The following is a 26,752-nucleotide window of genomic DNA, read 5'->3' as shown; positions in this document are numbered from 1 at the left end:
ATGAATCACTCATCGTTTTTTTATCTCATTGCCTGAGCAACTTCTTTAACTACACGTCTTCCTCTTCCGTGAGGGATACAAAGCGGTGTTCCAAACAACGGATCCGTACTAATTTGACACTCCATTCGGAATACATCACGTACTAGTTTCTCATCTACCACTTCTTCAGGTTTACCTTGTGCATATATTTGTTTATCTTGAATTGCTACAATGTTATCTGCATAGCGGCATGCTAAATTCAGATCATGTAATACCATAACAATTGTTCTTTGTTCTGTTTCATTTAATTCGAATAATAAATCTAGCACTTCAATTTGGTGAGTCATATCTAAGTATGTAGTTGGCTCATCCAGTAAAATGATATCTGTATCTTGTGCAAGTGTCATTGCGATCCAAGCACGTTGACGCTGCCCACCTGAAAGAGCATGCACATCACGCTCAGCAAATTCTGTCATACCTGTTGCTGCAAGTGCCTTCTGTACCATTTCCTCATCTTTTTCTGACCACTGTTTCAGCCATGTTTGATATGGATAGCGTCCTTGTTTTACAAGTTGCAATACTGTAAGCCCTTCTGGTGCTTGCGGTCCTTGCGGTAAAATTGCCATTTGACGAGCAATTTGCTTCGTTTGCATACTTTGAATAGCTTGATTATCTAACAAAATGTCACCAGTTGTTGGCTTTAATAATCTAGCTAGTGAACGTAATAAAGTTGATTTCCCGCAACCGTTGGAACCGATAAAGATTGTAATTTCACCTTTTGGAATTTCTAAATTCAACTCATCAATAATAATTGTTTCACCATAAGACAACGTCAAGCGTTTCGTCTCCAATGCTTTTTGCATATTCATCTCCCTTTATGAATTCCGACTTTTATAAAGTAAATAAATAAAATAAGGTGCACCAATTGCTGATGTAAATACCCCTGCTGGAATTTCAAGTGGTGTGAAAATTGTACGCCCTATTAAATCTGCAGCAAGTACTAGAATTGCACCAACAATAGCTGCAACTGGGAGCAATGCACCGTATAAAGAACCAACTAGCCTTCGTGAAATATGAGGTGCCATTAAACCGACAAATCCAATCCCTCCGGCGAAGGCAACTGCTCCCCCAATTAAAGCCGTACTAAGTAATAACATGAATACGCGTGACTTCGTTAAAGGAACACCAAGTCCTACCGCAATATCATCCCCTAGCTCTTGCGCATTTAAATGTCTAGCAGCTATAAATGATATTACCGTTAAAATGAGAACCCACGGTGCAAGTACCATAACATTTTGCCAAGAAGAGCCATAAACGGTACCCGTAATCCATACATTCGCTTGGCTCGCTTGATAAATTGGTGCTAACAACATAAATAATGTTGTTGCCGCCTTCGTTAATGCCCAAAATCCAACACCAATTAAAACGAGAATAATTGGTGATAATCCATCATTTTTCCATGCAAATAAGTATACAAAAACCGCTACAATCGTTGCTCCTGCAAAAGCTGCTAACGGCATATAATGAATGCTTACAGTTAGCGCATTATTTTTATCACTAAATAGCGCTAAAAATAATACAACTGCGACACTTGCCCCGCCCGTAATCCCGATGATATCAGGAGAAGCAAGTGGATTTCGAACGAGCCCTTGTAAAATACAGCCCGCTACTGCAAGCGCAATTCCTACGAGGATAGCAATTAAAATACGTGGCATACGAAACTTATTTACAACCATATTTGACATCGCATCGCCATTTCCAGTAATTGCTTGCCATACGTCATAAGGAGCAATTTTCATGTCCCCCATACCTGCACTCGCAAAGAATAATCCTATTAAAACAACTAGTAAACTTAACAAGACGAGACAAGCTCGTTTATACATTAAAAACGAGAGCTCACCTTTTCCTATACGAAACGGAATATATTTCTTCATTTGCTAAGCCCTCTCTTACGTGCAATATAAATAAAGAATGGAGCTCCAATAAATGCTGTCATAACTCCTACTGGTACTTCTTGTGGCATAATGACATATCTTGCTGCTATATCAGCCAATATTAGTAGTATTGCACCTAACAATCCGCTATAAGGCACTCTCCATCTGTGGTCAACTCCAACAAGAAATCTCGCAAAATGCGGAGTAATAATTCCAATAAATCCAATTGGGCCAGCAACCGCAACTGAACCACCAGACAACAGTACAATAATAAGTAACACGAATGATTTCATTAAAATTGTTCGTTGTCCAAGTCCTTTCGCGACGTCTTCTCCCATCATCAATGTATTTACTTTCCCTGCCATCATAAGAGATGCAATCCATCCTATTAATAAATATGGGAATACAGATTGTAAAATTTCTAACTTTCTCCCTTGCACAGATCCAGCAAGCCAAAATAATACCTCTTCAAGTGCTTTTTCATTTAACACAAGTAATCCTTGTGTTAATGATGAAAATAATGCACTAATTGCGACCCCTGCTAACGTTAACTTAAGAGGAGTAGTCCCTTCTTTTCCTAAAGAACTAGAAGCAAATACAAGTACAGCTGCAACCGCCGCTCCTAAAAAGGCAATCCATGTGAAAGCTGATAATGATGTTACTGAAAAGATTACAATTGCTACAACTATAAAGAACGCAGCACCTGAATTTAATCCAATAAAATCTGGAGAAGCAAGTGGATTCTTAGTTAAAGTTTGCATAAGACAACCAGCAATGGCTAAACTAGCACCAACACTAGCTGCAATTAACGCCCTAGGCAGACGTACATTTTGAATAATAATATGTTCATTGGAACCGTTAAAATGGAAAAAAGCATCCAATGCTAGTTTCCAACTCGTATTTGTATATCCGAAAATAATACTTCCCCAAATACAAATAACGACTGCAATGATTCCAACAAATAATCCAATCCATTTTGCTCGATTTGTTTTTAATAACATGCAGCGTTTCCCCTTCAATGTATAATGATACGTTGTTAGTGTATTTCAACTTAATTCTCATTGTCAACGGAAATGAGAATTATTTTCACCCATATGTATTGACAATCAAAAGATAAAGGCTTAATATCATGCTTGCTATTGAAAAATATTCTCAACATATAGGGGGTACATAATGAATTTCATGCGGAAGAAATCGTTTACAGTATTTGTATTTTTACTAGCATTTTCAATGCTTTTAAGCGCTTGTGGAAAATCAAATAACAAAGAAGAATCTACAAAAGAAGATAATAAAAAAGAAGTGGTTACTGTAGAACATGCAATGGGTAAAACAGAAGTTCCTGCTAATCCAAAACGTGTAGTTATCTTAACAAATGAAGGAACTGAAGCTTTACTTGAATTAGGTGTGAAACCAGTTGGTGCTGTAAAGTCTTGGACTGGTGACCCATGGTATCCACATATTAAGGATAAAATGAAAGATGTAAAAGTTGTTGGTGATGAAGGACAAGTTAACGTTGAAACAATCGCTTCTTTAAAACCAGACTTAATTATCGGTAACAAAATGCGCCACGAAAAAGTGTACGAACAATTAAAAGCAATTGCACCTACTGTGTTCTCAGAAACATTACGTGGTGAATGGAAAGATAACTTCAAATTTTATGCAAAAGCATTAAATAAAGAAAAAGAAGGTCAAAAAGTTGTAGCTGATTACGAATCACGTATGAAAGATTTAAAAGGCAAACTTGGCGATAAAGTAAATCAAGAAATCTCTATGGTTCGTTTCATGCCTGGTGATGTTCGTATTTATCATGGCGATACATTCTCTGGTGTTATTTTAAAAGAACTTGGATTTAAACGTCCTGGAGATCAAAACAAAGATGATTTTGCAGAGCGTAACGTATCTAAAGAGCGTATTTCTGCTATGGATGGTGACGTATTATTCTACTTCACATTCGATAAAGGAAATGAGAAAAAAGGATCTGAACTAGAAAAAGAATATATAAACGATCCTCTATTTAAAAATTTAAATGCAGTAAAAAATGGTAAAGCATACAAAGTGGATGACGTTATTTGGAATACAGCTGGCGGTGTAATTGCTGCTAACCTATTACTAGATGACATCGAAAAACGCTTTGTTAAATAATATTTCCTTAACCAGCTCCCTTCTGTGGAGCTGGTTATTTTTCAATTCACTTAAATGTCACATTATTTCGTTTTGTATTTTTATTCCCAATATGTTATATTGAGAAAGTAAATAGAATATATTTTCTTTATATCAGAATAAATATTTTAATCTAAATTTTCTGATTAATCACTATTTTATTTTCTTTTAGAATTCAATTATTACATTTGAAAACGCTTATCATCTCGTTTTCAGGGCAAAATACAGTAACGGTTGAAGAAAAATAGAACTTTTTTAGAAATTTTCTTTCTATTTCCATATAATTCTATTGACTTCTAAATATTTTGTAAATTAAAATGATTACATAAATATCCGTTATACAGGATTAGGGGGGAAACAAAAATGGATGCAGCTTTAAAATTAGACAAAGCTGGAGAGCAACAATCACCAAAAAAACATCCACCAGGGTTGTACTTGTTGTTCTTAACAGAAATGTGGGAAAGATTTAGTTATTATGGAATGCGTGGCCTTTTAGTTCTTTATTTAACAACTACTGCGGTTAGTGGCGGGTTAGGATTTGATAAGGCATTTGCAGTGCAATTATACGGTTATTTTACAGCAGCAGTATATTTCATGCCAATTCTTGGCGGATGGCTAACTGATCATTATATTACAAGACGTCATGCCATTACTCTCGGCGGAATTATTATGGCAATCGGTAACTTTGTACTATTCTCAATGAACACAAAAACAGGACTTTTCCTTGGATTAATATTATTAGTTATTGGTAATGGATTCTTTAAACCAAATATTTCTACACTGTTAGGTGAATTGTATGATGAAAATGATTCACGTCGTGACAGTGCATTTACTATCTTCTATATGGGTATTAACGTAGGTGCTTTCTTTGCTCCACTTATTTGTGGATTTTTAGCAGAAGACTTCTTTAAAACAAGCGTTGATGGCGTTATGGTTATGGGATATAAATACGGATTCTTAGCAGCTTGTATCGGTATGATTGTTGGGCAAATTGTTTTCAACTTATTAGCTCCTCGCTACCTTGGTAAAGCTGGAACAACAGTTGTCGGTAAAAAATCAAAAAATCAACCTACAATTGAAAAGAAACCTTTAACAAAACAAGAAAAAAATCGCACTTGGGCAATTGTAATTTTAACTTGTTTCGTAGTATTCTTCTGGGCAGGCTTTGAACAAGCTGGTAGTTCTTTAACACTTTATACAGATAAATTTGTTGATCGTACAATTTTCGGATGGGAAGTGCCAACATCTTGGTTCCAATCCGTTAATCCAGCGTTCATCGTACTCCTTGCACCATTCGTATCTATGCTATGGTTAAAACTTTCTAAATCAAAGCGTGGCGATTTAAAAATACCAACAAAAATGGCATTTGGTATGATTTTACTAGGTATAGGTTACCTGGTTTTAACATTAGCGGTTCTAAAAACCGGAAGTAGTGAAGCTGATATAACTGTTAAAGCAAACTTATTATTCATCGTTATCACTTATATGTTCCATACAATTGGAGAACTATTCTTATCACCAATCGGATTATCTATGGTAAGTGCAATTGCACCTGTTAAATTAGCATCATTATTAATGGGTGTATGGTTAGCTGGTTCAGGTATGGCTAACTGGTTAGCTGGTAAACTTGCTTCCTTTACACAATCATTAGGATACCTTGAAGTATTTGCAAGTATCGGGATTATCGTTATCGTCTTAGGATTTGTACTTCTTCTATGCTCTAAAAAAGTTGCAAGTATGATGGAATAACAAAAAGACGCTTCTAAAATTAGAAGCGTCTTTTTTATTATTTCTCCTCTAAAGCTGTCACGTCCACATGAACGCTCTCACCAGGATTAGATACATCATACACTTGAGCACTCCCCTTCTGCTCATCACAGCTCTCAATCCATACTGGTACGCCCTCATATGTAACGTCAATTCTACTTGAAGAAGATAAGATTTGTTTCACACGTTTCACATCCATACTACTATCCCTCCTTTTGCTTACTACACTCCTTTTTATTTTTTCTTTTCCTTTTAGAATATATTCCGTAAGGCAGCATGTTGATTGATAGTCATTTCTTCCTAACATGCTAATATTTACTCTCTCGCTACCTTTCTGACAAATAAAAAAAGACGTATATTCTACACGTCTTTTTCCATAATATTCAAATTTTAAGAAAATAATGTTTTTACTACCGCACTTACTTTATCATTATGGATTTGATAATACACTTCTAATCCTCGTCTTTCAAAGCGTACTACTTTATTTTGCTTTAACTTCGTTAAATGTTGTGAAACAGTTGATTGTGGAATTTCTAATACTTCCTGTAGCTGTGTTACATTACATGTTCCTCTTTGCATAAGTTCCATTACTAGACGTAGGCGAAGTGGGTGAGCTAACGCTCTTAACATTTGTACATCTTCTTCTGAAATACGACATTCGAATTGATTTTGGCTCATAAAGTTCCCCTCATTTTCGTTTTTATTTGCGTTTTTATGTTCTTTTTATTTATTTATATATCTGTTCTTATATTTCCTGTTACGACATAACTTTATCAACCTATAAAGCCGAAAAATTTTTCCATCTTCATCAGCAAAAATTCAGGAAAAAATCCTTGCTGATTTTGAATATTATACTATATGATATAACGAAAAAGCAAAATAATGGCCTACGAATACTTTGCTTGCAAACGTTGTTTTATCAGGCTTTTTGTTATATTTTCACCTCATTGAAATGCACAGTAACGGTATTGTAAAATACCGTCTATAATTGATAACCTATCGTAATGTAGTTGAACTATAATTAACCTCTTTGTTACGCTAAAAGGAATTTTCAGTAAAAAGAGATGATGTGATATTAAAAATTTGTTTCTTATTTTTTATTCGTATTGCAAGCGGTTGGATTGTTGTGCAAAACTTCCTATTAAATCCACTCACCGTTCCCCCCACTAGATCAAACAGGACAGATAATTGCATATATCAAACTTTATACTTAATATAAAAGACTTCATCTAATATACGCCTATAAGGAACATGCCATCTGAATAAGCAAAATAATATGCACATAGTTTATACAGCACACTTAAATTCATTTGAGTGTGTTTTTTGTCTACTTTATGAACAAAGCTTTTCTTTTAACACTATTATGGAATAATTATACTTTTTTACGTTGACAATAGTGTTGAAGGAGAATATACTAAGCATGTAAGTTGATTGTGAATAGTTTCACAAATAATGTGAATTTCTTCACATATAATAGATAGGAGTTGTCATTATTATGAGTACTTGGACACAAATTTATGACCCATTAAACAATATTTGGTTATCTGCACTAATCGCAGCACTTCCAATCTTTTGTTTCATCATTTGTTTAATGGGATTCAAAATGAAAAGTTACATGGCTGGTCTTTATAGTGTGATTGTCGCTATTATCCTTGCAATATTTGTTTATAAAATGCCAGCAACAGTAGCTGTAGCATCTGCCGGATTCGGTGTTTTATCTGGATTTTATCCAATTTGTACTATCGTTATCGCCGCAATTTTCCTTTACAAATTAACTGTTAAAACAGAGCAATTCAATATTATTCGCGATAGTATTTCAAGCATTACAAATGATCAACGTTTACAAGTATTATTAATCGCTTATTCTTTCGGTGCTTTCTTAGAAGGCGCAGCTGGTCTAGGAGTTCCAGTTGCTATTACAGCTGCACTACTTGTAGGTATGGGCTTTAATCCATTAAAAGCAGCAGGTATTTGTTTAGTAGCTAATATTGCTGGTGGTGCTATGGGTGCTATGGGTATTCCAGTTACAGTACCAGCACAATTAACTCAACTTGACGCATTAACTATTGGTCGTCAAACTGTTCTTATTTTACCTTTCATTAGTGTTATCTTACCTTTCTTACTTGTTTCAATGGTCGATGGAATTAAAGGTATTAAAGAAACTTGGCAAGGTATTCTTGTAAGTGGTGTTTCTTTCGCTATTACTCAATTCGCTGTAACTTACTTCTTAGGCGCAGAACTTACTAATATTTTCGCAGCCGTTGTAAGTATGATCTCTCTTGCATTATTCTTACGTGTTTGGCAACCAAAATCTTCTACTAAAGAAGAAAAACAAGAAACTAAAGTATCACACACATTCAATCAAATTTTATATGCTTGGTCTCCATTCGTATTCTTAACTGCATTTGTAACAATCTTTAACTTAAAACCGATTAAAGCTTTATTTGCTCCAGATGGTGCGTTAGCAAACTTAGTATTTAACATTCAGTTCCCTGGTCTTCATAATGCTGTTATGAAAACTACACCAATTACAAAAGCTGATACACCTTTCGCAGCTGTTTTCAAATTTGATGTATTCTCTTCTACAACTACTGCGATTGTACTAGCAATTATCGTTTCACTTATCGTTTACCGCGTAAAAGGTAAAATGGTTAAAGAATTAATGATTGAAACAATGAAAGAATTAAAAGCTCCAGTATATACAATTTGTAGCGTTATCGCATTAGCTTACGTAGAGAACTACTCTGGTATGTCATCTACACTTGGACTTGCATTCTCTTCTACTGGTAATGCATTCCCAATTCTTTCTCCAATCTTAGGATGGATTGGCGTATTCATTACAGGTTCAGTAGTTTCAAGTGGTTCTTTATTCGCACCACTTCAAGCAGTAACAGCAGACCAGTTAAACATCGTTCCTTCTACACTCGTTGCCTTAAACGTAGTAGGTGGTACAATGGCAAAAATGGTTTCACCACAATCTGTAGCAGTTGCTTGTGCCGCAGTTGGACTAGTTGGTAAAGAATCTGCTCTATTTAAAACAGCAATGAAATACAGTTTAATCTTCTTAGCTGTTATTAGCTTACTTCAATTAAACGCTGTATTTAATATCTTTTAAAAATAAAACACCGATCCAAGTGGATCGGTGTTTTTCACATTACATTTTTTATTTTTTAATAAAGAAGCCCCAGCAATTTCAGGGTGAGTCATTTCGAATGGATCTAAAATAATATCCAATTCCTCTTCTGTCAGTACACCATGTTCTAAACATAACTCCCTAACAGATTTCCCTGTTTCAATTGCTTCACGTGCAATACGAGATGCTGCTTCATAACCAATATGAGGATTAACTGCTGTAATAATTCCAACACTTTTCTCAACATATTGCTTCAGCAATTCTTCATTTGCCGTAATTCCTTCAATACAATATTCACGGAATACACGGAATCCATTATTCATAATACTAATAGATTGAATTAAATTAAATACAAGCACAGGCTCCATTACGTTTAACTCTAATTGTCCTGCTTCTGATGCTAAGCAAATTGTATGATCGTTTCCGATTACTTGGAATGCGACTTGGTTAATCACTTCTGCCATAACTGGATTTACTTTTCCTGGCATAATCGATGAACCTGGCTGACGTGCTGGCAATTGAATTTCAGCTAACCCAACACGTGGACCAGACGCCATAATACGAAGATCGTTTGCAATTTTAGACATGTTCATCATACATACTTTAAGTGCTGCAGATACCTCTGTGTATGCATCTGTATTTTGCGTTGCATCAACTAAATGCTCTGCACCAACAAGTGGGAATCCACTAAACGTTCTTAAATGTTTTACTACTTGTTCAATATACGTAGGATTTGCATTTAATCCTGTACCAACAGCTGTCGCGCCCATATTCACTTCATATAAATGTTGACGAGACTGTTTAATTCTTTTTATATCACGCGCAAGCACTCGGCTATACGCTTCAAATTCTTGTCCAAGGCGAATTGGAACTGCATCTTGTAAATGTGTGCGTCCCATTTTAATAACATGATCAAACTCTTTTGCTTTTTTACGAAAAGCAGAATGAAGTTCTTCCATTGTAATAAGAAGCTTTTCTAACATCATAAGAGTTGCAATATGAATTCCTGTCGGAAACGCATCGTTCGTTGATTGGGCCATGTTCACATGAGTGTTTGGGCTAATTTTCGCATACGCCCCTTTTTCATATCCCATACGTTCTAACGCTCTATTCGCAATTACTTCATTTGTATTCATATTAATAGAAGTTCCGGCTCCACCTTGAATAGGATCCACGATAAATTGATCATGAAACTTTCCATCAACAATTTCTTGCTCTGCTTCTGCAATTTCATGCCCAATGTCTTTAGCTAAGTAACCAGTATCTATATTCGCAAGCGCCGCCGCTTTTTTCACAATTGCCATTGCTGTAATGAGTGATGGACGAATGCGATATCCTGTAATTGGGAAGTTTTCTACGGCACGTAATGTTTGTACACCATAATAAGCTGCACTTGGTACTTCTTTTTCACCTAAAAAATCTTTTTCTATACGTATATCCTTCGTTGCTATCATTTTTATCACCTATACTTTTTCATTCTAAATCCTTATCCAAAAAATCCGCCCTCTAAAAACACGAGTATCATTCAGAAGAATTTTTCAGTATCCACCTTCACTATATAGCACCTTTTTTGAAAGCGCAAACATTTATTTTTCTGTATATCCTTTTTATTAAAGTTTATAGAAAATCATTCTTCTACTTTCCTTATTTCCACTCGTTTAATTTGATGCATATCCTTTTCAAGGACTTTAAAATAAAAACCGTGTTTCTCAATAATATCTCCTTCAGCAACGATTTGTTTTTGTACCATAATCCAGCCACCAATTGTATCTACATCATCAGCAATTAAATGTATGCCAAGCAAATCATTTACTTCACTAATAAGCACTTTTCCCTCTACGATTTTATAACCTTCACTTACATGCTCTATAGGAGGATTCTCATCTTCATCGTATTCATCTCGAATTTCTCCAACAATTTCTTCTAAAATATCTTCTAGTGTAACAATCCCAGCTGTACCACCATATTCATCATACAATACAGCTAATGGAATGTGTTTTCTTTGCATTTGTAATAGTAAATCATGAATTGGAATATTTTCTAGCACTTCAATAACTGGCCTTGTATATGGCATAATCGAGCACTCCTCATCCCGATTACCATCCATATAACGAATAAATAAATCTTTTACATTAACCATCCCAATAATTTCATCTTTATCTTCACCAAATACAGGATATCTCGTGTACTTTTCTTGCGCGATTACTTTAATATGTGTTTCAAATGGTTCATCCTCATATAAGCCTACAACTTCCGTACGAGGTACCATAATTTCTTTTGCTACTCTATTATCAAATTCAAAAATATTATTTACATATTTAAATTCCCTTTGGTTAATCTCTCCGCTCTCATAGCTCTCAGATAAGATTAACCTTAATTCTTCTTCTGAATGAGCTACTTCATGTTCAGAAGCTGGATGTAATCCGAATAAACCAGTTACAACCCTCGCTGAACCATTCAAAGCCCAAATAAACGGATACATAACTCGGTAAAAATAAATAAGTGGTTTCGATAACAATAAGCTAACTTGTTCTGCTTTTTGTATAGCAAATGTCTTTGGAGCAAGTTCCCCAATGACAACATGTAAAAATGTAATTACTGCAAAGGCAATAATAAATGAAACTGTACTGGAAATTGCAGGTGAGAATTTTAATTTTAAAAACAACGGCTCGAGTAAATGTTTAATGGTTGGTTCCCCTAACCACCCAAGCCCTAAAGCAGTAATTGTAATACCTAGCTGACAGGCCGATAAATATTCATCTAAATTTGAAGTTACCTTTTTAGCTGCCAGTGCACCTCGTCTTTTTTCGCTAACGAGTTGATCAATACGACTGCTACGTACCTTAATAATTGCAAATTCAACAGCCACAAAAAATGCTGTTAACCCAATAAGAATGACTACCATCAATAATTTTAAAATATCCACATATGCTCTTTAGCTTTCTTAGCTAAAGTTACACCTCCTTTTAAAAAGAAGTTTCACTTTAGTTTCTTCAATTATTGGAAAGCAACTCTATATAAAATCCACCAATTTTCAAACCTCATACAATTCTAAAGGTAAACCATCAGGATCTTGGAAAAAGACGAATTTCTTCCCCGTTATTTCATCAATACGGATTGGTTCCGTCTCAACACCACATTGGTTTAAATGCTTCACAGCTTCTTCTATATTTGTAACAGCAAATGCTAAATGTCTAAGACCGGCTGCTTCTGGAAAACTTTTGCGCTCAGGCGGATTTGGAAATGAAAATAATTCGATTTGATACTCTTCTCCTACACATAAATCTAATTTATAAGAATCTCGTTCCTTTCTATATACTTCATTTATCTCTTTAAACCCTAATATCCTAGTATAAAAATCCTTTGACGTCTCATAATTCGAACAAATAATTGCAACGTGATGCACTCTACATATATTCATGCTCTCTCTATTCCTTTCTTTACCAAAGATGCATATTCTCCCTTGAAATGAAAAACATATATAGCAGAATATCTCTTTTAGGGGGCTTACCATGAAATTCATTACTTTTTTCGTCGGACTAATTGTTGTTTTCTTGCTCGCTTATATTGCTAGCAATAATAAGAAGCATATTAAATTTAAACCAATTTTTATCATGCTTATTATACAGTTAATTTTAACCTATTTACTATTAAATACAGAAATCGGCCTCATACTTATTAGAATCATTTCCAGTTTGTTTACCAAGCTACTCGAGTATGCTGCTGATGGAATAAATTTCGTATTTGGTGGTCTTGCAAATAAAGGTGAAATGCCATTTTTCCTTACTGTATTATTACCAATCGTCTTTATTTCTGTTTTAATTGGTATATTACAACATTTCAAAATACTACCATTTTTTATTCGTTGGATCGGGTACTTTCTTAGTAAAATAAATGGTCTTGGTAAATTAGAATCTTACAACGCTATCGCCTCTGCCATTGTCGGCCAATCAGAAGTTTTTATTACAGTGAAAAAACAATTAGCTCAAATTCCAAAACACCGTCTTTATACACTTTGTGCCTCTGCTATGTCAACCGTATCTATGTCTATCGTAGGTGCCTATATGACAATGATTGAACCTAAATATGTAGTAACTGCACTCGTTCTCAATTTATTTAGCGGTTTTATTATCGTACTCATCATTAACCCTTACGACGTTAAAGATGACGAAGATATTTTAGAAATCAAAGGTGAAAAACAAAGCTTTTTTGAAATGCTTGGAGAATACATTCTTGATGGTTTTCGTGTAGCCATTGTTGTCGGCGCTATGCTCATCGGATTCGTCGCATTAATTAGTTGTATTAATGACCTGTTCCTCATTATATTCGGTATTACGTTCCAACAATTAATCGGCTATGTATTTGCACCTATCGCATTCCTTATCGGTGTACCCAGTTCTGAAATTGTCGCGGCTGGCAGCATTATGGCAACGAAGCTTGTAACGAATGAATTTGTCGCAATGATGGACCTTAGTAAAATTTCTAATAGCCTTTCTCCCCGTACAGTTGGTATTATTTCTGTTTTCCTTGTATCTTTTGCCAATTTTTCTTCCATTGGTATTATTTCAGGTGCGGTAAAAGGATTAAACGAAGAACAAGGAAACGTTGTTGCGAGGTTTGGCCTTAAATTACTATATGGAGCTACTCTCGTTAGTATTTTATCTGCAATTATCGTAAGCATTATGTTGTAATTAGGTAAAATTTTATCATTTTCTTATCCCTATCTTTTGTATACAATAACGAATAGGTGTCTTATAAATAATCAAGACATCTATTTTTTATACATGTACAATCGCTTTTATTTAGCGTAAAATATTTTTTATGTGTTTGAATACACTTCTAAATGTATACACTTTGATAGTTTTAAAGGAGAAAAAATGATGAAATCCGACACGAACAACAATACGCGAGCCAAAAAAGGACGCTCAAAGAAAAAACGCCTACTTTGGTTCCTTCTTATTCCATTACTAATTGTAGCACTTGGAGCAGGAGGCTACTCCTTCCATATATACAGTAAAGCAAAGTCCGTCTTAAATAATGCTTATGCTGAACTAGGTCGAGGAGATAAGTCCAGTAAACGTGAAAAAGCTGTTAAACCTATGACCGACAATATTTCCGTACTAATTATGGGTGTTGATGAAAGTGATATTAGGGAAAAAGGTTATGGAAAAGCAACTCGAACAGATGCGTTATTACTTGCAACAATTAATAAAAACGATAAATCCGTTAAACTTGTAAGCATTCCACGTGACTCACGCGTCTACATTAAATCACGTGATAAATACGATAAAATCACACATGCGCACGTATTCGGTGGTGTAGACAGCACAATTGATACGGTAGAGAACTTTTTAGATGTTCCAGTTGACTACTATGTAAAATTCAATTTTAAATCCTTTATTAAAATTGTTGATTCTCTTGGTGGTATTACTGTAGACGTTCCAGTTGAGTTCACAGAGCAAAATAGTAAAGATGAAGCAGATGCCATTCATCTAAAAAAAGGACGTCAACATTTAAATGGAGAAGAGGCACTGGCACTAGCTAGAACTCGTCATATCGATAGTGATTATATGCGTGGTCAACGTCAACAACTTGTATTAGAGGCCATTGCTGAAAAGGCACTATCTCTTAATTCCATTAATAAAATCGGTGGCCTACTAGACGCTGTCGATAAAGATTTAAAAACCAATTTAACTTTTGATGATATGATGACAATTACAAAAAATTCAATGGATTCAAATTTAAAAATGGAAAAAATGCAAGTAGAGGGTACAGATAAATATATAGGTGGTATTTATTATTACGTTCCAAATGAAAAAAGCGTCGATACTATTTCAACTACCCTTCAAAAACATCTCGGTGTTACGAATAAAAATGAACATAAAAAATTATAATAAAAAGGCTGCTAGATCTTTCTAGACAGCCTTTTTATTATATTTTTCAACATATTTTTCATACACATTGTGACAAGAAGTGACAATTATTACAGCGGTGTAACATTTTTTATGAAAACATTACACACACAGTGAAAATAATAGTATACTAGTACGTACATAATGTTGAGGGTGTTGCAAAACTCATAAATATCCAAAAATGAATGCATAAAGAAACCCGTTTTCCTGGAAGAATGATAGTATCCTAAAACTATCTCCAGAAAGGACGGATTTACTAGTATGATAACCAATTTTGATCAAAATCAATCCATTTTACAAATTTTATTTGCCTACGTAGACAGTTTAACCATTGGAGGCGTTCCGCCTATGACAGGCCGCCCACCCATCTGTAGAAAAGCTTTACTCAAATGTTTTTTTATAAAAACGGTATTCCAGATCAATTCATTACGTAAGTTAACTCGTTTTTTACATCAATATCCTTCATTTCGTGTATCTTGTGGCCTTTCGCTTGTTCCTCATATATCTACTTTTTCACGTGTAGGCACTTGGTTTCGCAACGAAGAAATTCCGTTGCTTCATAAACAAATTCTTCAAGAAAAGAATTTAGGGTTAATTCCGTGCGTTTTAATTGATAGTACAGCCTTACGGAGTAGTTTATATGATTCTCAAGCGAAATGGGGAAAATCTACTCGCTATGGTTGGTATAAGGGATATAAAACTCATGTCTGTTCTACACCAGAAGGTGTTATATTGTCGTATGCATTTACAACCGCAAATGTACATGATAGTAAAATAGCTCCTGCATTGCTTCGGGATATACAAAACCAAAATGTGTTATTTTCCGTTGCAGATGCCGCTTATGATAGTCAGCACATTCATGAAATTGCCGGAGCATGTGATATCTTTGCGATCAATCCAATTAACCCGCGTAATAGCGGACCAATCAAAAGTACACATCGTCGTGTAGTGTCTCATTTTCTACAAACTACCTTTGGCAAACAGTTGATGAAAGAGCGTGGAAAAATTGAACAACAGTTTAGTCATCTCAAAGATAAAGGGCTGGAACAGCCACGTTGGTATGGTCAAAATCGCTATCTATTGCATGTTCAGCTAGTTTTTCTGATTCATAACATTGCATATTTATTTTAGTTTTGCAACACCCTCAATGTTATTTTCATCATTTTTATACAAAAAATGTAATACATATATTTATACATAAATTTCTGGGGGGAAATAAATGAAGCTAAGTAAAATACTGATTGGTTCTGCAATTGCTGGGGGCATATTACTTTGTGTAGGCGGTGTTGGGGGATATCAATATGTATCCAAATTAAATAATCAATTAGATACTACTTCATTACCAAATACTACATTTGAAGGTATTTCTCTCGACGGAAAAAATAAGAAGGATATTCAAGCAATTATTAATCAAAAGGTAACTGAGTTAGATCAAAAATCCCTTACCTACATATTCCAAAACGATAAACAAACTTACACATGGAAAGATTTAGGAATAAATTATAAAGAGAAAGATATTATTGACAAAATCTTCAAAGAACAAGAAGGAAACGTAATGAATCGTTATAAAATGCGTAAGCAAGCTGAAAACGGTGAATTAAAACGTGACTATAAATTAACACCACAATTAAATGCAACAGCTTATGAAACCTTTATAAAAGATAAATATAATGAAACATTAAAAAATCCTGTTAACGCAGAATTAAGTATTGAAGGCTCAACAGTAAATATTAGTCAAAGCCAAAACGGAGAAAAAATTGATAAAGGGAAACTAAGCGGTTTAACAAATGAAGCTATTACTACTGGTAAATCAGATGTTACATTACCAGTTACATTCATAAAACCAGAACGTTCTACAGAAGACATACAGAAAATGGGTATTAAAGAAGTCATTGCTGAATATTCTACTCCAATGGCTGGCCGTAACGGAAATCAATCATTTAACGTAAATAAGTCAGCTAATACTTTAAGTGGGGTTATTGTCGCACCTGATGAAACATTTAGTTTTAACGGTCGCGTTGGCGTAACTGATGCTGCACATGGTTATAAATCTGCAGCAGTATATTCACAAGGTAAAGTAATACAAAGTGCAGGCGGAGGAGTTTGCCAAGTCAGTAGTACATTATACAGTGCAGCTTTAAGGGCAGATTTAGGCATTGTTTCTCGAAGCAATCATTCTATGCCAGTAAATTATTTACCACTTGGGCAAGATGCAGCAGTAGCAGATTATGGTCCAGATTTAAAATTTAAAAATAATACAGGCAATCATATTTATATTCAAGCATTTTCAAATGGAGGTAGTATTACTACACGCATTTTCGGTACAAATACTGGTAAAAATGTTGAAGTTTCTTCTCAAGTAATTAGTAGAACTAGTGATAAAATCACCGCGGTTACGTATAAAAAAGTAACACAAAACGGGGAAGTAATATCAAATGGACAAATTTCAAAAAGCGTATATAAAAGCGCTCCAAAAGAATAGATAATACCAACCGAATAGCATAAAGAAAAAGGCGTGATTAAATCACGCCTTTTTCTTTTGCAGTAATAGTAAAAAAGTTTCAAGATGGTCTTTCGTTTCTTCTAAAGACCACATACGATTTCCTTGCTTCGCAGCTAATACACACGCCTCTTCCCACGCGTTCTTTTTCTTCATATTTATTAATTCATCACGTAATTTCAAAACAATTTCTTCGTCTTCTTGTTCAATAAACTCTTCCATCACGCTTACTATTTCATCCTCATGAATACTTAACGTACAGTACGATTTAAGAAAGTATTGTAATGTCGTATACATAATGTACTCCCCCTTCTTATTTATCAGATGGATAAGAAGTAATAATCTTAAACCCTAATTCTCCTGACTTATCTCTTGCTAAAACAGTAACAGTTTTTACTAACTTGTCTTTTACACTCATATTTTTCTTTATTACCGTTTTTCCAACAGGAAATGAATGAGTTGTATTTAATACGAGACGAGCCTCTTTAGAATTTTTTAACCAATCTTGAATTTCCTTGTCATGTTGCTTCAAGCTATCTTTTACAGCTTTCGTCGCTGTTTCTTTATCATAGTATGTACTTGCGGCTGACACTTTATCTGTCTTCAAGCGATTCTTCAAATCCTCTTCTGACTTGCCTACATGTCTTTCAATCGTATGACCATTTTTAGGTGGTCCTTCCATTTCATCTAAAATATTATCACTAATTTTTTCTACCGATGTAGCTTGATTCCCTGTCTGTTTCTCTGTTTTTTGTTCTTTTCCTGCACATCCGCTTAAGATCAGCATTAATACCAATAAACTACTGAAGAAAAGACTACTTATTCGTTTCATCATATCACCTCTTCCATGATTATTATCGCAACTTCACTAAAAGTCAATTTCACAACGAAAAAATCTATCAGTTTTCATTTTTTTTATCTATTTTTCCATATTTACCCCAGCAATTTCATCAACCCTCTATTTTTCGCCTTTTATAATATATACCCCCTATATTTTTCGATTATTTCCCAGATGAAATCACCGATAACATAACTATAAAAACTCTTTTATACAAAGGTTTTTATAGTATTTTTAAAAACATTTTAAAATACCCCTATTTTCATATACCCAATACCCATATAAGGTATAAAATACCCTTCTTATCAACGTTTTTCTACATTATGTAAATTTCTCCTTGCCTATACAAACGAAATGTGGTGTAATGCAAAAAAAGATAAAGGATTTTAAACAATGGCTGAAACGATTCAAAATTTCTTAACAGAATACTATTCAATCGCAATTCCACTTAGTATCTTAATTAACATCATCATTAGTCTTTTAGGTTTTATCCCTAGTATTTTTTTAACCGCCATTAATATACAGCTCTTTGGCGTAACAAATGGTACTGTTATTTCGATCGTAGGCGAAGCATTAGGGGCTATTATCTCGTTTTATATTTACCGCATGGGCCTTCAAAAGTTCACTCACGATAAAGTAAATAAATACCCAAAGGTAGAGCGTCTTCTTTATGTAGAAGGTAGAGAGGCCTTTTTACTCGTTCTATCATTTCGATTGATACCTTTCATCCCATCAAGTATCGTGACTTTATTTGCAGCTCTAGGGAAAATGTCATTACTCTCCTTCAGTATTGCCAGTACAATAGGTAAAATACCGGCCTTATTGATTGAAGTATATTCGGCATACCAAGTCATGAACGGAACAAATGAAGCGAAGTGGGTTGTAACAATCGCAGGCGTTATTGGATTGTTTTATTTGTGGAAAAAATGGAGAAAAAAATAAAGAAGGAGCCTATGCTCCTTCTTTATTTTTGAGGTATTTTATTAATAGCTATCCTTTTTAATCCTTAGTTAATACCAACAGCACTAAATGATTGCTTAACTGCTGCTACTTCCGCAGAAGTCGCACCATATAAATCAGCTGCAGCTTGTACTGCACCAGCACGAGCTTGGCTAAATGTAGTAGATTGCGTGAAATATTGTGTGTTTGCACGGTAATAAATTGCACCTAACTTATCTTTACCAATGCCCGTTACAGTTACACCCGAATGCGTACCACCATTTGCTAATAAATAAGCTTGTTTGTTAATGATACCACTGTTTGTATGAACCCCACCGTTATCACTAGTACCAGTGTAACGCTTAGAATAATGGTCTGGATCACCGTATTTCGCTGGATCACTCATAGAGCGAAGCGCATCTCCTGCTTTACCAGGCGTATAAATATCTTCACCAATCTCCCAATCCGGGTTACGGTTATCATAGAATTCTACTAAAGTACCAAAAATATCAGAAATTGCTTCATTTAGCGCTCCTGATTCATTTTGATAAATTAAGTCCGAGCTATTTTCAGTAACAGCATGCGTTAATTCGTGACCAATTACATCAATTCCACCAGATAATGAAGTGAATGTTACACCATCACCATCTCCGTATACCATTTGTGAGCCATTCCAGAATGCATTATTATACTTACTTCCGTAATGAACTGTCGATTTTAACGGAGCTCCTGCATCATTAATAGAGTTTCTGTTAAATGTAGCTTTATAATAATCATATGTTCTACCTGCATAGTAATGAGCATCTACTGCTGCTGCATCATACGCTGCATTGAAAACATTATCTGCATCTACCCATAAAGTTCCTGGCAATGTAGTACGATTTTTCGCATCATATGTGAAAATTGTTGCCCCGCGCGTATTATCTTGTAAGTAGTAAGATGAACCAGATAACGTTGTATTAAGTGATTTCGTATCTCCTAATACACCTTTACCAGTTCCTACTTTATTTGTTCCTGTTACAGGTTTTACTACTGCTTTCGCATCCTGTTTAGGAGCCTCTTGCTTAACTGGTGATTTATCTTCATTTGTTACATGATCCAATTTATTATATTTATTTAATACTTTACCGCTGTCTGCTTCAATGAAATAGTAGTAGTTTCCTGGACTTGGATCTAAGAAGTTTAGATTTACAACGTATGCATATGTTGTTTCTTCACCATTTTGATATACATATAAGTCCGCTTTTGGTTCTACCTCATATTTCGGTGTTACCCCTAAATCTTGCTGCGCGATTTCAATTGCTTTTGCGCCTTCAATCTTATTTTTATTTTTCAACTTTTCCTTTTTGTCTAAATCAGGTGCAACTGTTCCAGACAATACTTTTAAAGAACCGTCTTTACTTACGTGAGCCACTTGAGTAGAACCCCATACAGGCACTCCTTCGTAAACTTGTTGCATACGTACTACTGTTGAATCAGTTACAGCATCTTTCTTCACTTGTTTCACTTTGAAAGAATCTTGCGCACTCTTTTCCCCTAGCTTGTAATCACCTTTTGCTGCATTTAAGTAATCAAACACAACAGATTCCGCTTTCTTACCAGTCGCTCCAGTTAGATCACCAGAAATAAACTCAGGTGACTGTACTGTCTCATTGTACTTCTTCGTAGAGAGTACATTTTTAGAATCCGCAAATGCAGAGCCTGTCCCTCCAAATGTTGTAACTGCCATTCCTGTCGCTAACACTAACGCTAAACTTTTCTTTTTCATGAACCTTCCCCCTAATAAAAATTTTTTTTGAAAAAGAGTAGTTTTATATTAGCATTATGTTTCCACTATTAATATACTAAAAATTCAAATAATTATTTTCTCAAGTTTTGTAGAATTTTGAGGAACAAATATTGAAAAACCCCTTTCCGATTGGAAAGGGGTTTCTGTTAAGAATTTATTAATTCTACTACTTTTTCGCCTTGACCATAAATATCCGATGTCCAAGCATATTGCGGTTCCAATACCACTAATACAGCTACCAAAGCCAAAGCACCAATAATTATTTTTTTCATATTATTTTCCTCCCTTTTCTTCTAATAAATTAATTGCTAATTTATAGTAGTTATTACTTTCCTTAAATTCTAGTAATTCCTCGTGATATCCTGCTAGTTCTAAATAAACCATTTTTAATTCCTTTTTATTTTCTTCGCCTCTAAAAAATGGGATTGCCTCAACTTCTAAAAATCTTTTATAAACATCTTTCGTTTCAAAGTATTTATTCTTAAGCATTGAAAGTATATATAGCATACTTTTATACTTTTCATCCCTCTTGGCAACATCTATTCCTTTATTAACCCAATCTTTCGCTTCTTCAAATTCTTTTAATTCAATACACTGCAAAGCGATCTCATACACTGCATCAATATAATTTAAATCCTCTTCCTTTTTGTACTTTAGGCATTGTAAATAATAATCTTTTGCTTTTGCATAATCTTTTAAGTTATAGTACAAGAAGCCTAAATTATTTAAAGCAATAGCTGTTATACTTTCTTTATCAGCAAAAGAATTTGCTTCCCTCAAAATATTATTATAAATAGATAGTGCCTCATTATATTGCTTTTTTTGTATATAACTCAACGCAATAAGTAACTGGCAATTTATCACATAACGGAATTTATATTCATTCTTAAATCCTTCCATTGCTACATTAGCAAAATGTAAAGTCATATGTTCAACTTCTAATTCATTATAAACAAGAGCCAAATTGAAATATATTCCATTCTCATGATAACCTTGTTCCTTTGCCATTACTTCTGTTCGAGTCAAATACTCCAATGCCTTCTTATATCTATGTTGTAAAAAATAATATAACCCTTTGCTATACGTATATAATAATTTTTGGAATGGTGAATACTTTTTGTACATCTTCTTTAAGCTCTCTAACTCTTTTTCGACAGCAGGAAAATCCCTTTTCATAATTAAATAACGTGTATACAGCAGTTTATAATAATTTATAATTTCAAAATCCAACACATGCTTCATTTCACCTTGCAACTCTTCATATATACGTTCTACTTGTTGCTTGTCTAAATGAACTAGTGCATTCAACCATTCATCCAGCTTCCCCTTCACATCTTCTTCTACATCCCTCAAATCCGTCACGGCAATTTCTAATCTTGCGCAGAGCAATTGTAGAATTTCTTCTGATGCTTCAATCTTTCCATTTTCAATCTTACTTAAGTATGAGACAGAACAAATGCCCTGACATAATTCTTCTTGTGTCATTTTTTGCTGTAGCCGTTTATAAAAGACTTGTTTGCCTATTTTTTCTAATGTTTGTTGCATTGTCCTCCTCCATTCTCATTACCCCCATTACTCTAATAATACATAAAATCTGTAGAAATATAAATTGATAAATATAAATTTTCTAAAAAATATGCATAATTTCATTTTTTTCTCTCTTGACTTCACATCAATATCTCTTCTTTGCTACGAATGGTGAAAAATTGGTATACTATAACCAAATTATGGAGGTGTTCTCGCGATGACTCATTATAAAGACGATAGTTATGCCTTACATACAGACCTATATCAAATCAACATGGCTTATACATATTGGAAAGATGGTATTCATAATCGCCGTTCTGTTTTTGATTTATATTTTCGAAAGCTTCCATTTGAGAACGGCTACGCTGTTTTTGCTGGCCTTGAGAAAATTGTAGAGTACATAGAAAATTTCAGTTTTACTGAAAGCGATATCGCTTATTTAGCAGAATTACAATTTGAAGAAGAATTCCTTCATTATTTACAAAATATGAAATTCACTGGGACGATTCGCAGTATGCAAGAAGGTGAAGTTGTATTTAATAACGAGCCTTTATTACGTGTTGATGCACCACTTGGTGAAGCACAAATTATTGAGACTGCCCTCTTAAATATTGTGAATTACCAAACATTAATTGCCACAAAAGCAGCACGTATGAAACATGCTGCAAGTAATGATGAGCTTTTAGAGTTCGGCACAAGACGTGCCCATGAGTTCGATGCTGCCCTTTGGGGGACGCGTGCTGCCTTTATTGGTGGTTTCTCCTCTACAAGCAACGTTCGTGCTGGGAAACGCTTTGGGATTCCTGTAGCTGGCACACACGCTCACTCTTTCGTTCAAGCATATCGCGATGAATACGTCGCGTTTAAAAAATACGCTGAAACTCATAAAAAGTGCGTCTTTCTCGTTGATACATATGACACATTGAAATCTGGTGTTCCAAATGCGATTCGTGTTGCAAAAGAATTTGGGGATCGTATTGATTTCTATGGCATACGTCTTGATAGTGGTGATATGGCTTATTTATCGAAAAAGGCACGAAAACTATTAGATGAAGCAGGGTTTACAAATACAAAAATTATCGCTTCTAGCGATTTAGATGAATACACAATTATGCACCTTAAATCTCAAGGAGCAAAAATTGACGTATGGGGCGTTGGGACAAAATTAATTACGTCCTTTGAGCAACCTGCATTGGGGGCTGTTTACAAACTAGTTGCGATTGAAGATACTGACGGAAAATTAAATGATACGATTAAAATTTCATCTAACCCTGAAAAAATTACCACTCCAGGACTGAAACGAATTTATCGTATTATCAATCGGGTAAACGATCATGCAGAAGGCGATTATATTGCGTTAGATTCTGAAGAACCTGGAAAAGAAGAGCGCTTAAAAATGTTCCATCCAGTTCACACATATATAAGTAAATTCGTAACAAACTTTGAAGCCCGTGAACTGCATAAAGATATTTTCGTTAACGGTGAAAGAACATATGAACTACCAAGTATATTAGATATTCAAAAATATAATGAACAGAGTCTCTCTCTATTTTGGGAAGAATATATGCGAACTTTAAATCCTGAAGAATACCCTGTCGATTTAAGCCAAGAGTGTTGGGATCATAAAATGAATTACATTCAAACTGTTCGAGAACAAGTTGAAAAAAACATACAAAAGTAACCAGAGAAGTTTCTCCTTCTCTGGTTTTTTCAATACTATATGGATATTTGTAAAAAATATATTAAAATAATAAGACGAATGTTTTTAATTTGTAAATTTTAATATAATACTATTTAAAAGTAAAATAATATTTGATATTATTTTATTGAATCAATTTCAACAAAATCACTAATAAAAAAGGGGACGCAGGTTGCGTCCTCTTTTTTATAAATCTTTCACTCGTAATACACGCATTGCATTTAACACTGCAAGTAGTGTTACACCAACATCTGAGAAAACAGCCTCCCACATTGTTGCAATACCAAAAGCACCAAGTAATAAAACGATCCCTTTTACACCTAAAGCAAAGATGATATTTTGCCACACTATACTTCTTGTACGTTTTGCAATTTTTACAGCTGTCGCAATTTTTGAAGGCTCATCAGTCATAATAACGATGTCTGCCGCTTCAATTGCTGCATCTGACCCTAAACCACCCATCGCAATACCAACGTCTGCACGGGCTAATACTGGTGTATCGTTAATACCGTCACCAACGAAGGCAATTTTTTCTTTTCCGTGCTTCGCTGCATCAATTTTTTCAATCTCTTCTACTTTTTGTTGTGGTAGTAATTCCGCATGAACTTCATCTAAGCCTAATTCTTTACCGACAGCTTCACCAACTGGTTTTGCATCACCAGTTAACATTACTGTCTTTTTAATACCTAGTTCTTTTAATTTTTGAATCGCTTGTTTCGAATCCTCTTTTACCTCATCAGAGATAACAATATAACCTGCATATCTTCCATCTACAGCAACATGAACTAATGTACCTACTGTTTCTGGTTGCTTAAATTCAATATTTTCTTTTCTCATTAATTTTGCATTACCTGCAAAAATTTCTTTTCCTTGTACTTTTACAACTGTACCGTGACCAGAAATTTCGTTATAATCATCGATTATTTTTTCATCAATTGATTTTCCATATGCCTTTCGAATAGATTGGGCAATTGGATGGTTAGAATATACTTCAGCAAATGCCGCATACTCTAATAACTCTTCACTTGTAGTACCTTCGCTCGGTTCCATTTTTGTAACTTTGAAAACACCTTTTGTTAATGTTCCTGTTTTGTCAAAAACAATATATTTCACATCATTTAAAGCTTCTAAATAGTTACTACCTTTTACTAACACACCACTTTTAGATGCACCACCAATACCTCCAAAGAATCCAAGAGGAATGGATACAACTAACGCACATGGACAAGAGATTACTAAGAACACTAAAGCTCTATAAATCCACTCAGAGAATGTAGCTCCTTCTAAAATAAGTGGTGGAATAAACGCCATGATTGCCGCTGTAATAACTACAACTGGAGTGTAGTAACGTGCAAACTTCGTAATAAAGTTTTCCGTTGGTGCTTTTTTACTGCTTGCATTTTGAACTAAATCTAAAATTTTCGATACAGTTGATTCACCGAATTCTTTTGTAACTTCAATTGTCAACACACCGTTTTGGTTCACAAAGCCACTTAATACATCATTTCCAACTTCAACTTCACGTGGTACAGATTCACCTGTTAATGCTGAAGTATCTACCATTGATGTTCCTTCAATTACTTTTCCGTCTAACGGCACTTTCTCACCTGGCTTAACGATAATATAATCGCCAATTTGTACATCTTCTGGTGATACTTGTTTCGTTTCATTTCCAACCTTTACATTCGCATAATCAGGACGAATATCCATTAATGAAGTAATTGATTTTCGAGAGCGGTTTACCGCAATGCTTTGGAATAGTTCTCCTACTTGATAAAATAGCATTACTGCTACAGCTTCTGAGTATTGTTGAATTGCAAAAGCTCCTACAGTTGCAATTGCCATTAAGAAGTTTTCATCAAATACTTGGCCACGAGTTATGTTTCTTATCGCTCTCCAAACGATATCTCCACCTATTAATAAATAAGCAAGGACGAATAACGGAATTGTTACCATTTGTGGTAAGCCCGCTAATGCAGCAATTGCTGTCAAAATTCCGCCGACCACTAATCTCCCTACCATCTTTTTCACATTTGCTTCACCATGATCATGACTATGCCCGTGGTCATGACCGTTCTTCTCTTCACGAACAACTTTCACGTCTGGCTCTAACTTTTGAACGACATTTGTTATATTTGCTACAGTCGCTTCTAGTTCTCTTTTATTCGCAACTTCTACTCGTAGTTTCTTCGATACGAAATCAACAGTTGCTTCTGAGACAGCTGGCATTTCCTTCACTTTATTTTCAATTTTCATTGCACAGTTCGCGCAATCTAAACCTTCTAATATAAATACTTCTTTAGCAATTTTATTTTTTTGTTCTTCTTGCACTTTAATATGCGGTTCTAATTTTGTAACGAGTTGTTTTGCTTCCGTAACAACTTCGTTTTCTTTATTTTGTGCCGTTTCTAAAATCATTGTCTTTGTTGCAAAGTTTACAGAGCAAGAATTTACTCCTTCTATATTCCCAACACCTTTTTCAATTTTCATTGCACAATTCGCACAATCTAAACCTTCTAACATCAGTTTCTTTTTCACTAACGCTTCAGCCATCGTTCTCCCTCCTCGCGTTCTT

The 26,752-nt window shown here is 34.6% G+C and carries 23 protein-coding genes; 9 read left to right on the top strand and 14 right to left on the bottom strand.

Annotated elements, in window-relative coordinates; all coding sequences use genetic code 11:
- Positions 1-20: 20 nt before the first annotated feature.
- The 3 genes from V6946_RS03075 to V6946_RS03065 are packed head-to-tail and all read right to left on the bottom strand — an operon-like array spanning position 21 to position 2,914.
- Entirely contained in the window at positions 21-842 is an 822-nt protein-coding gene (locus V6946_RS03075; RefSeq protein ID WP_001167962.1) for an ABC transporter ATP-binding protein, read from the bottom strand.
- A 12-nt stretch (positions 843-854) separates the two neighbouring features.
- Positions 855-1,913, bottom strand: coding sequence for an iron ABC transporter permease (locus V6946_RS03070; RefSeq protein WP_000760056.1), 1,059 nt, complete (start codon positions 1,911-1,913; stop codon positions 855-857).
- The gene (locus V6946_RS03065) at positions 1,910-2,914 is read right to left on the bottom strand and encodes an iron ABC transporter permease (RefSeq protein WP_000925232.1); all 1,005 of its coding nucleotides are present in this window, start codon (positions 2,912-2,914) and stop codon (positions 1,910-1,912) included. The genes V6946_RS03070 and V6946_RS03065 overlap by 4 nt, the downstream gene beginning before the upstream one ends.
- 172 nt (positions 2,915-3,086) lie before the next feature.
- Here V6946_RS03065 and V6946_RS03060 point away from each other — a divergent pair, with 172 nt between their 5' ends.
- On the top strand, positions 3,087-4,055 hold the full coding sequence (locus V6946_RS03060) for an ABC transporter substrate-binding protein (RefSeq protein WP_001010276.1): 969 nt from the start codon (positions 3,087-3,089) through the stop codon (positions 4,053-4,055).
- A 381-nt stretch (positions 4,056-4,436) separates the two neighbouring features.
- On the top strand, positions 4,437-5,822 hold the full coding sequence (locus V6946_RS03055; RefSeq protein ID WP_406622210.1) for a peptide MFS transporter: 1,386 nt from the start codon (positions 4,437-4,439) through the stop codon (positions 5,820-5,822).
- 37 nt (positions 5,823-5,859) lie between these two features.
- Here V6946_RS03055 and V6946_RS03050 read toward each other — a convergent pair whose 3' ends face one another.
- Positions 5,860-6,039, bottom strand: coding sequence for an acid-soluble spore protein H (locus V6946_RS03050; RefSeq protein ID WP_000382679.1), 180 nt, complete (start codon positions 6,037-6,039; stop codon positions 5,860-5,862).
- A gap of 191 nt (positions 6,040-6,230) precedes the next feature.
- On the bottom strand, positions 6,231-6,518 hold the full coding sequence (locus V6946_RS03045) for a helix-turn-helix transcriptional regulator (protein WP_000081428.1): 288 nt from the start codon (positions 6,516-6,518) through the stop codon (positions 6,231-6,233).
- A gap of 817 nt (positions 6,519-7,335) precedes the next feature.
- Here V6946_RS03045 and V6946_RS03040 point away from each other — a divergent pair.
- On the top strand, positions 7,336-8,955 hold the full coding sequence (locus V6946_RS03040; RefSeq protein WP_000109103.1) for an L-lactate permease: 1,620 nt from the start codon (positions 7,336-7,338) through the stop codon (positions 8,953-8,955).
- Here V6946_RS03040 and aspA read toward each other — a convergent pair.
- The 3 genes from aspA to V6946_RS03025 form a co-directional block, all read right to left on the bottom strand.
- Positions 8,952-10,427, bottom strand: a complete 1,476-nt coding sequence (gene aspA / locus V6946_RS03035) for an aspartate ammonia-lyase (protein WP_406622208.1) — start codon at positions 10,425-10,427, stop codon at positions 8,952-8,954. The genes V6946_RS03040 and aspA overlap by 4 nt on opposite strands.
- 173 nt (positions 10,428-10,600) lie before the next feature.
- Positions 10,601-11,899, bottom strand: a complete 1,299-nt coding sequence (locus V6946_RS03030) for a hemolysin family protein (RefSeq protein WP_000353314.1) — start codon at positions 11,897-11,899, stop codon at positions 10,601-10,603.
- A 108-nt stretch (positions 11,900-12,007) separates the two neighbouring features.
- Positions 12,008-12,394 carry a VOC family protein gene (locus V6946_RS03025; protein ID WP_001017675.1) on the bottom strand — a complete coding sequence of 129 codons (387 nt, stop codon included), beginning with the start codon at positions 12,392-12,394 and terminating at the stop codon, positions 12,008-12,010.
- Positions 12,395-12,485: 91 nt separating this feature from the next.
- Here V6946_RS03025 and V6946_RS03020 point away from each other — a divergent pair, with 91 nt between their 5' ends.
- From V6946_RS03020 to V6946_RS03005, 4 genes are all read left to right on the top strand, one after another.
- Positions 12,486-13,664: a NupC/NupG family nucleoside CNT transporter gene (locus V6946_RS03020; protein WP_006925013.1), complete on the top strand. Its 1,179-nt coding sequence runs from the start codon at positions 12,486-12,488 to the stop codon at positions 13,662-13,664.
- 186 nt (positions 13,665-13,850) lie between these two features.
- A complete protein-coding gene (locus tag V6946_RS03015; RefSeq protein ID WP_002163841.1) occupies positions 13,851-14,867 on the top strand; it encodes an LCP family protein in 1,017 nt (338 codons plus the stop codon).
- Between the two features lie 279 nt (positions 14,868-15,146).
- Positions 15,147-16,016, top strand: a complete 870-nt coding sequence (locus V6946_RS03010; protein ID WP_023520903.1) for an ISNCY family transposase — start codon at positions 15,147-15,149, stop codon at positions 16,014-16,016.
- A gap of 88 nt (positions 16,017-16,104) precedes the next feature.
- Positions 16,105-17,367 (top strand): VanW family protein, encoded by a 1,263-nt coding sequence (locus tag V6946_RS03005; protein ID WP_006925017.1) that lies wholly within the window; start codon positions 16,105-16,107, stop codon positions 17,365-17,367.
- 42 nt (positions 17,368-17,409) lie between these two features.
- Here V6946_RS03005 and V6946_RS03000 read toward each other — a convergent pair whose 3' ends face one another.
- Entirely contained in the window at positions 17,410-17,682 is a 273-nt protein-coding gene (locus tag V6946_RS03000; RefSeq protein ID WP_000288803.1) for a hypothetical protein, read from the bottom strand.
- Between the two features lie 16 nt (positions 17,683-17,698).
- A complete protein-coding gene (locus V6946_RS02995; RefSeq protein WP_000822700.1) occupies positions 17,699-18,217 on the bottom strand; it encodes an RNase A-like domain-containing lipoprotein in 519 nt (172 codons plus the stop codon).
- Between the two features lie 399 nt (positions 18,218-18,616).
- Between V6946_RS02995 and V6946_RS02990 the strand changes: the two genes are divergently transcribed.
- Entirely contained in the window at positions 18,617-19,165 is a 549-nt protein-coding gene (locus V6946_RS02990) for a TVP38/TMEM64 family protein (protein WP_006925018.1), read from the top strand.
- A gap of 64 nt (positions 19,166-19,229) precedes the next feature.
- Here V6946_RS02990 and V6946_RS02985 read toward each other — a convergent pair whose 3' ends face one another.
- The 3 genes from V6946_RS02985 to V6946_RS02975 form a co-directional block, all read right to left on the bottom strand.
- Positions 19,230-20,930 (bottom strand): M4 family metallopeptidase, encoded by a 1,701-nt coding sequence (locus V6946_RS02985; RefSeq protein ID WP_000730383.1) that lies wholly within the window; start codon positions 20,928-20,930, stop codon positions 19,230-19,232.
- Between the two features lie 167 nt (positions 20,931-21,097).
- The gene (locus V6946_RS02980; RefSeq protein WP_000720172.1) at positions 21,098-21,223 is read right to left on the bottom strand and encodes an NprX family peptide pheromone; all 126 of its coding nucleotides are present in this window, start codon (positions 21,221-21,223) and stop codon (positions 21,098-21,100) included.
- Position 21,224: 1 nt separating this feature from the next.
- Complete coding sequence (locus tag V6946_RS02975) at positions 21,225-22,496, bottom strand: tetratricopeptide repeat protein (RefSeq protein ID WP_366982317.1); 1,272 nt, start codon at positions 22,494-22,496, stop codon at positions 21,225-21,227.
- Positions 22,497-22,695: 199 nt separating this feature from the next.
- On the opposite strand from V6946_RS02975, the gene V6946_RS02970 reads away from it, so the two are divergent.
- Complete coding sequence (locus tag V6946_RS02970; protein WP_000150184.1) at positions 22,696-24,159, top strand: nicotinate phosphoribosyltransferase; 1,464 nt, start codon at positions 22,696-22,698, stop codon at positions 24,157-24,159.
- Between the two features lie 204 nt (positions 24,160-24,363).
- On the opposite strand, the gene V6946_RS02965 is transcribed toward V6946_RS02970, so the two are convergent.
- On the bottom strand, positions 24,364-26,730 hold the full coding sequence (locus V6946_RS02965) for a heavy metal translocating P-type ATPase (protein WP_000796560.1): 2,367 nt from the start codon (positions 26,728-26,730) through the stop codon (positions 24,364-24,366).
- Between the last annotated feature and the right edge of the window lie 22 nt (positions 26,731-26,752).

Origin of the sequence: Bacillus sp. PPSBB_2, assembly GCF_045291115.1 — a bacterium.
GTDB classification, from domain to species: domain Bacteria; phylum Bacillota; class Bacilli; order Bacillales; family Bacillaceae_G; genus Bacillus_A; species Bacillus_A cereus.
Note: the sequence above shows the minus strand (reverse complement) of the source record. Positions and strands in the feature narration are given on the sequence as shown.

Coding starts and splice junctions, on each gene's coding strand:
- V6946_RS02990 (WP_006925018.1), top strand. CDS start 18,617: ATGGCTGAAACGATTCAAAATTTCTTAACAGAATACTATTCAATCGCA.
- V6946_RS03050 (WP_000382679.1), bottom strand. CDS start 6,039: ATGGATGTGAAACGTGTGAAACAAATCTTATCTTCTTCAAGTAGAATT.
- V6946_RS03010 (WP_023520903.1), top strand. CDS start 15,147: ATGATAACCAATTTTGATCAAAATCAATCCATTTTACAAATTTTATTT.
- V6946_RS02970 (WP_000150184.1), top strand. CDS start 22,696: ATGACTCATTATAAAGACGATAGTTATGCCTTACATACAGACCTATAT.
- V6946_RS03065 (WP_000925232.1), bottom strand. CDS start 2,914: ATGTTATTAAAAACAAATCGAGCAAAATGGATTGGATTATTTGTTGGA.
- V6946_RS02995 (WP_000822700.1), bottom strand. CDS start 18,217: ATGAAACGAATAAGTAGTCTTTTCTTCAGTAGTTTATTGGTATTAATG.
- V6946_RS02975 (WP_366982317.1), bottom strand. CDS start 22,496: ATGCAACAAACATTAGAAAAAATAGGCAAACAAGTCTTTTATAAACGG.
- V6946_RS02965 (WP_000796560.1), bottom strand. CDS start 26,730: ATGGCTGAAGCGTTAGTGAAAAAGAAACTGATGTTAGAAGGTTTAGAT.
- V6946_RS03075 (WP_001167962.1), bottom strand. CDS start 842: ATGCAAAAAGCATTGGAGACGAAACGCTTGACGTTGTCTTATGGTGAA.
- aspA (WP_406622208.1), bottom strand. CDS start 10,427: ATGATAGCAACGAAGGATATACGTATAGAAAAAGATTTTTTAGGTGAA.
- V6946_RS03015 (WP_002163841.1), top strand. CDS start 13,851: ATGATGAAATCCGACACGAACAACAATACGCGAGCCAAAAAAGGACGC.
- V6946_RS03055 (WP_406622210.1), top strand. CDS start 4,437: ATGGATGCAGCTTTAAAATTAGACAAAGCTGGAGAGCAACAATCACCA.
- V6946_RS03040 (WP_000109103.1), top strand. CDS start 7,336: ATGAGTACTTGGACACAAATTTATGACCCATTAAACAATATTTGGTTA.
- V6946_RS03005 (WP_006925017.1), top strand. CDS start 16,105: ATGAAGCTAAGTAAAATACTGATTGGTTCTGCAATTGCTGGGGGCATA.
- V6946_RS03000 (WP_000288803.1), bottom strand. CDS start 17,682: ATGTATACGACATTACAATACTTTCTTAAATCGTACTGTACGTTAAGT.
- V6946_RS03025 (WP_001017675.1), bottom strand. CDS start 12,394: ATGAATATATGTAGAGTGCATCACGTTGCAATTATTTGTTCGAATTAT.
- V6946_RS03070 (WP_000760056.1), bottom strand. CDS start 1,913: ATGAAGAAATATATTCCGTTTCGTATAGGAAAAGGTGAGCTCTCGTTT.
- V6946_RS03020 (WP_006925013.1), top strand. CDS start 12,486: ATGAAATTCATTACTTTTTTCGTCGGACTAATTGTTGTTTTCTTGCTC.
- V6946_RS03045 (WP_000081428.1), bottom strand. CDS start 6,518: ATGAGCCAAAATCAATTCGAATGTCGTATTTCAGAAGAAGATGTACAA.
- V6946_RS02985 (WP_000730383.1), bottom strand. CDS start 20,930: ATGAAAAAGAAAAGTTTAGCGTTAGTGTTAGCGACAGGAATGGCAGTT.
- V6946_RS03060 (WP_001010276.1), top strand. CDS start 3,087: ATGAATTTCATGCGGAAGAAATCGTTTACAGTATTTGTATTTTTACTA.
- V6946_RS02980 (WP_000720172.1), bottom strand. CDS start 21,223: ATGAAAAAAATAATTATTGGTGCTTTGGCTTTGGTAGCTGTATTAGTG.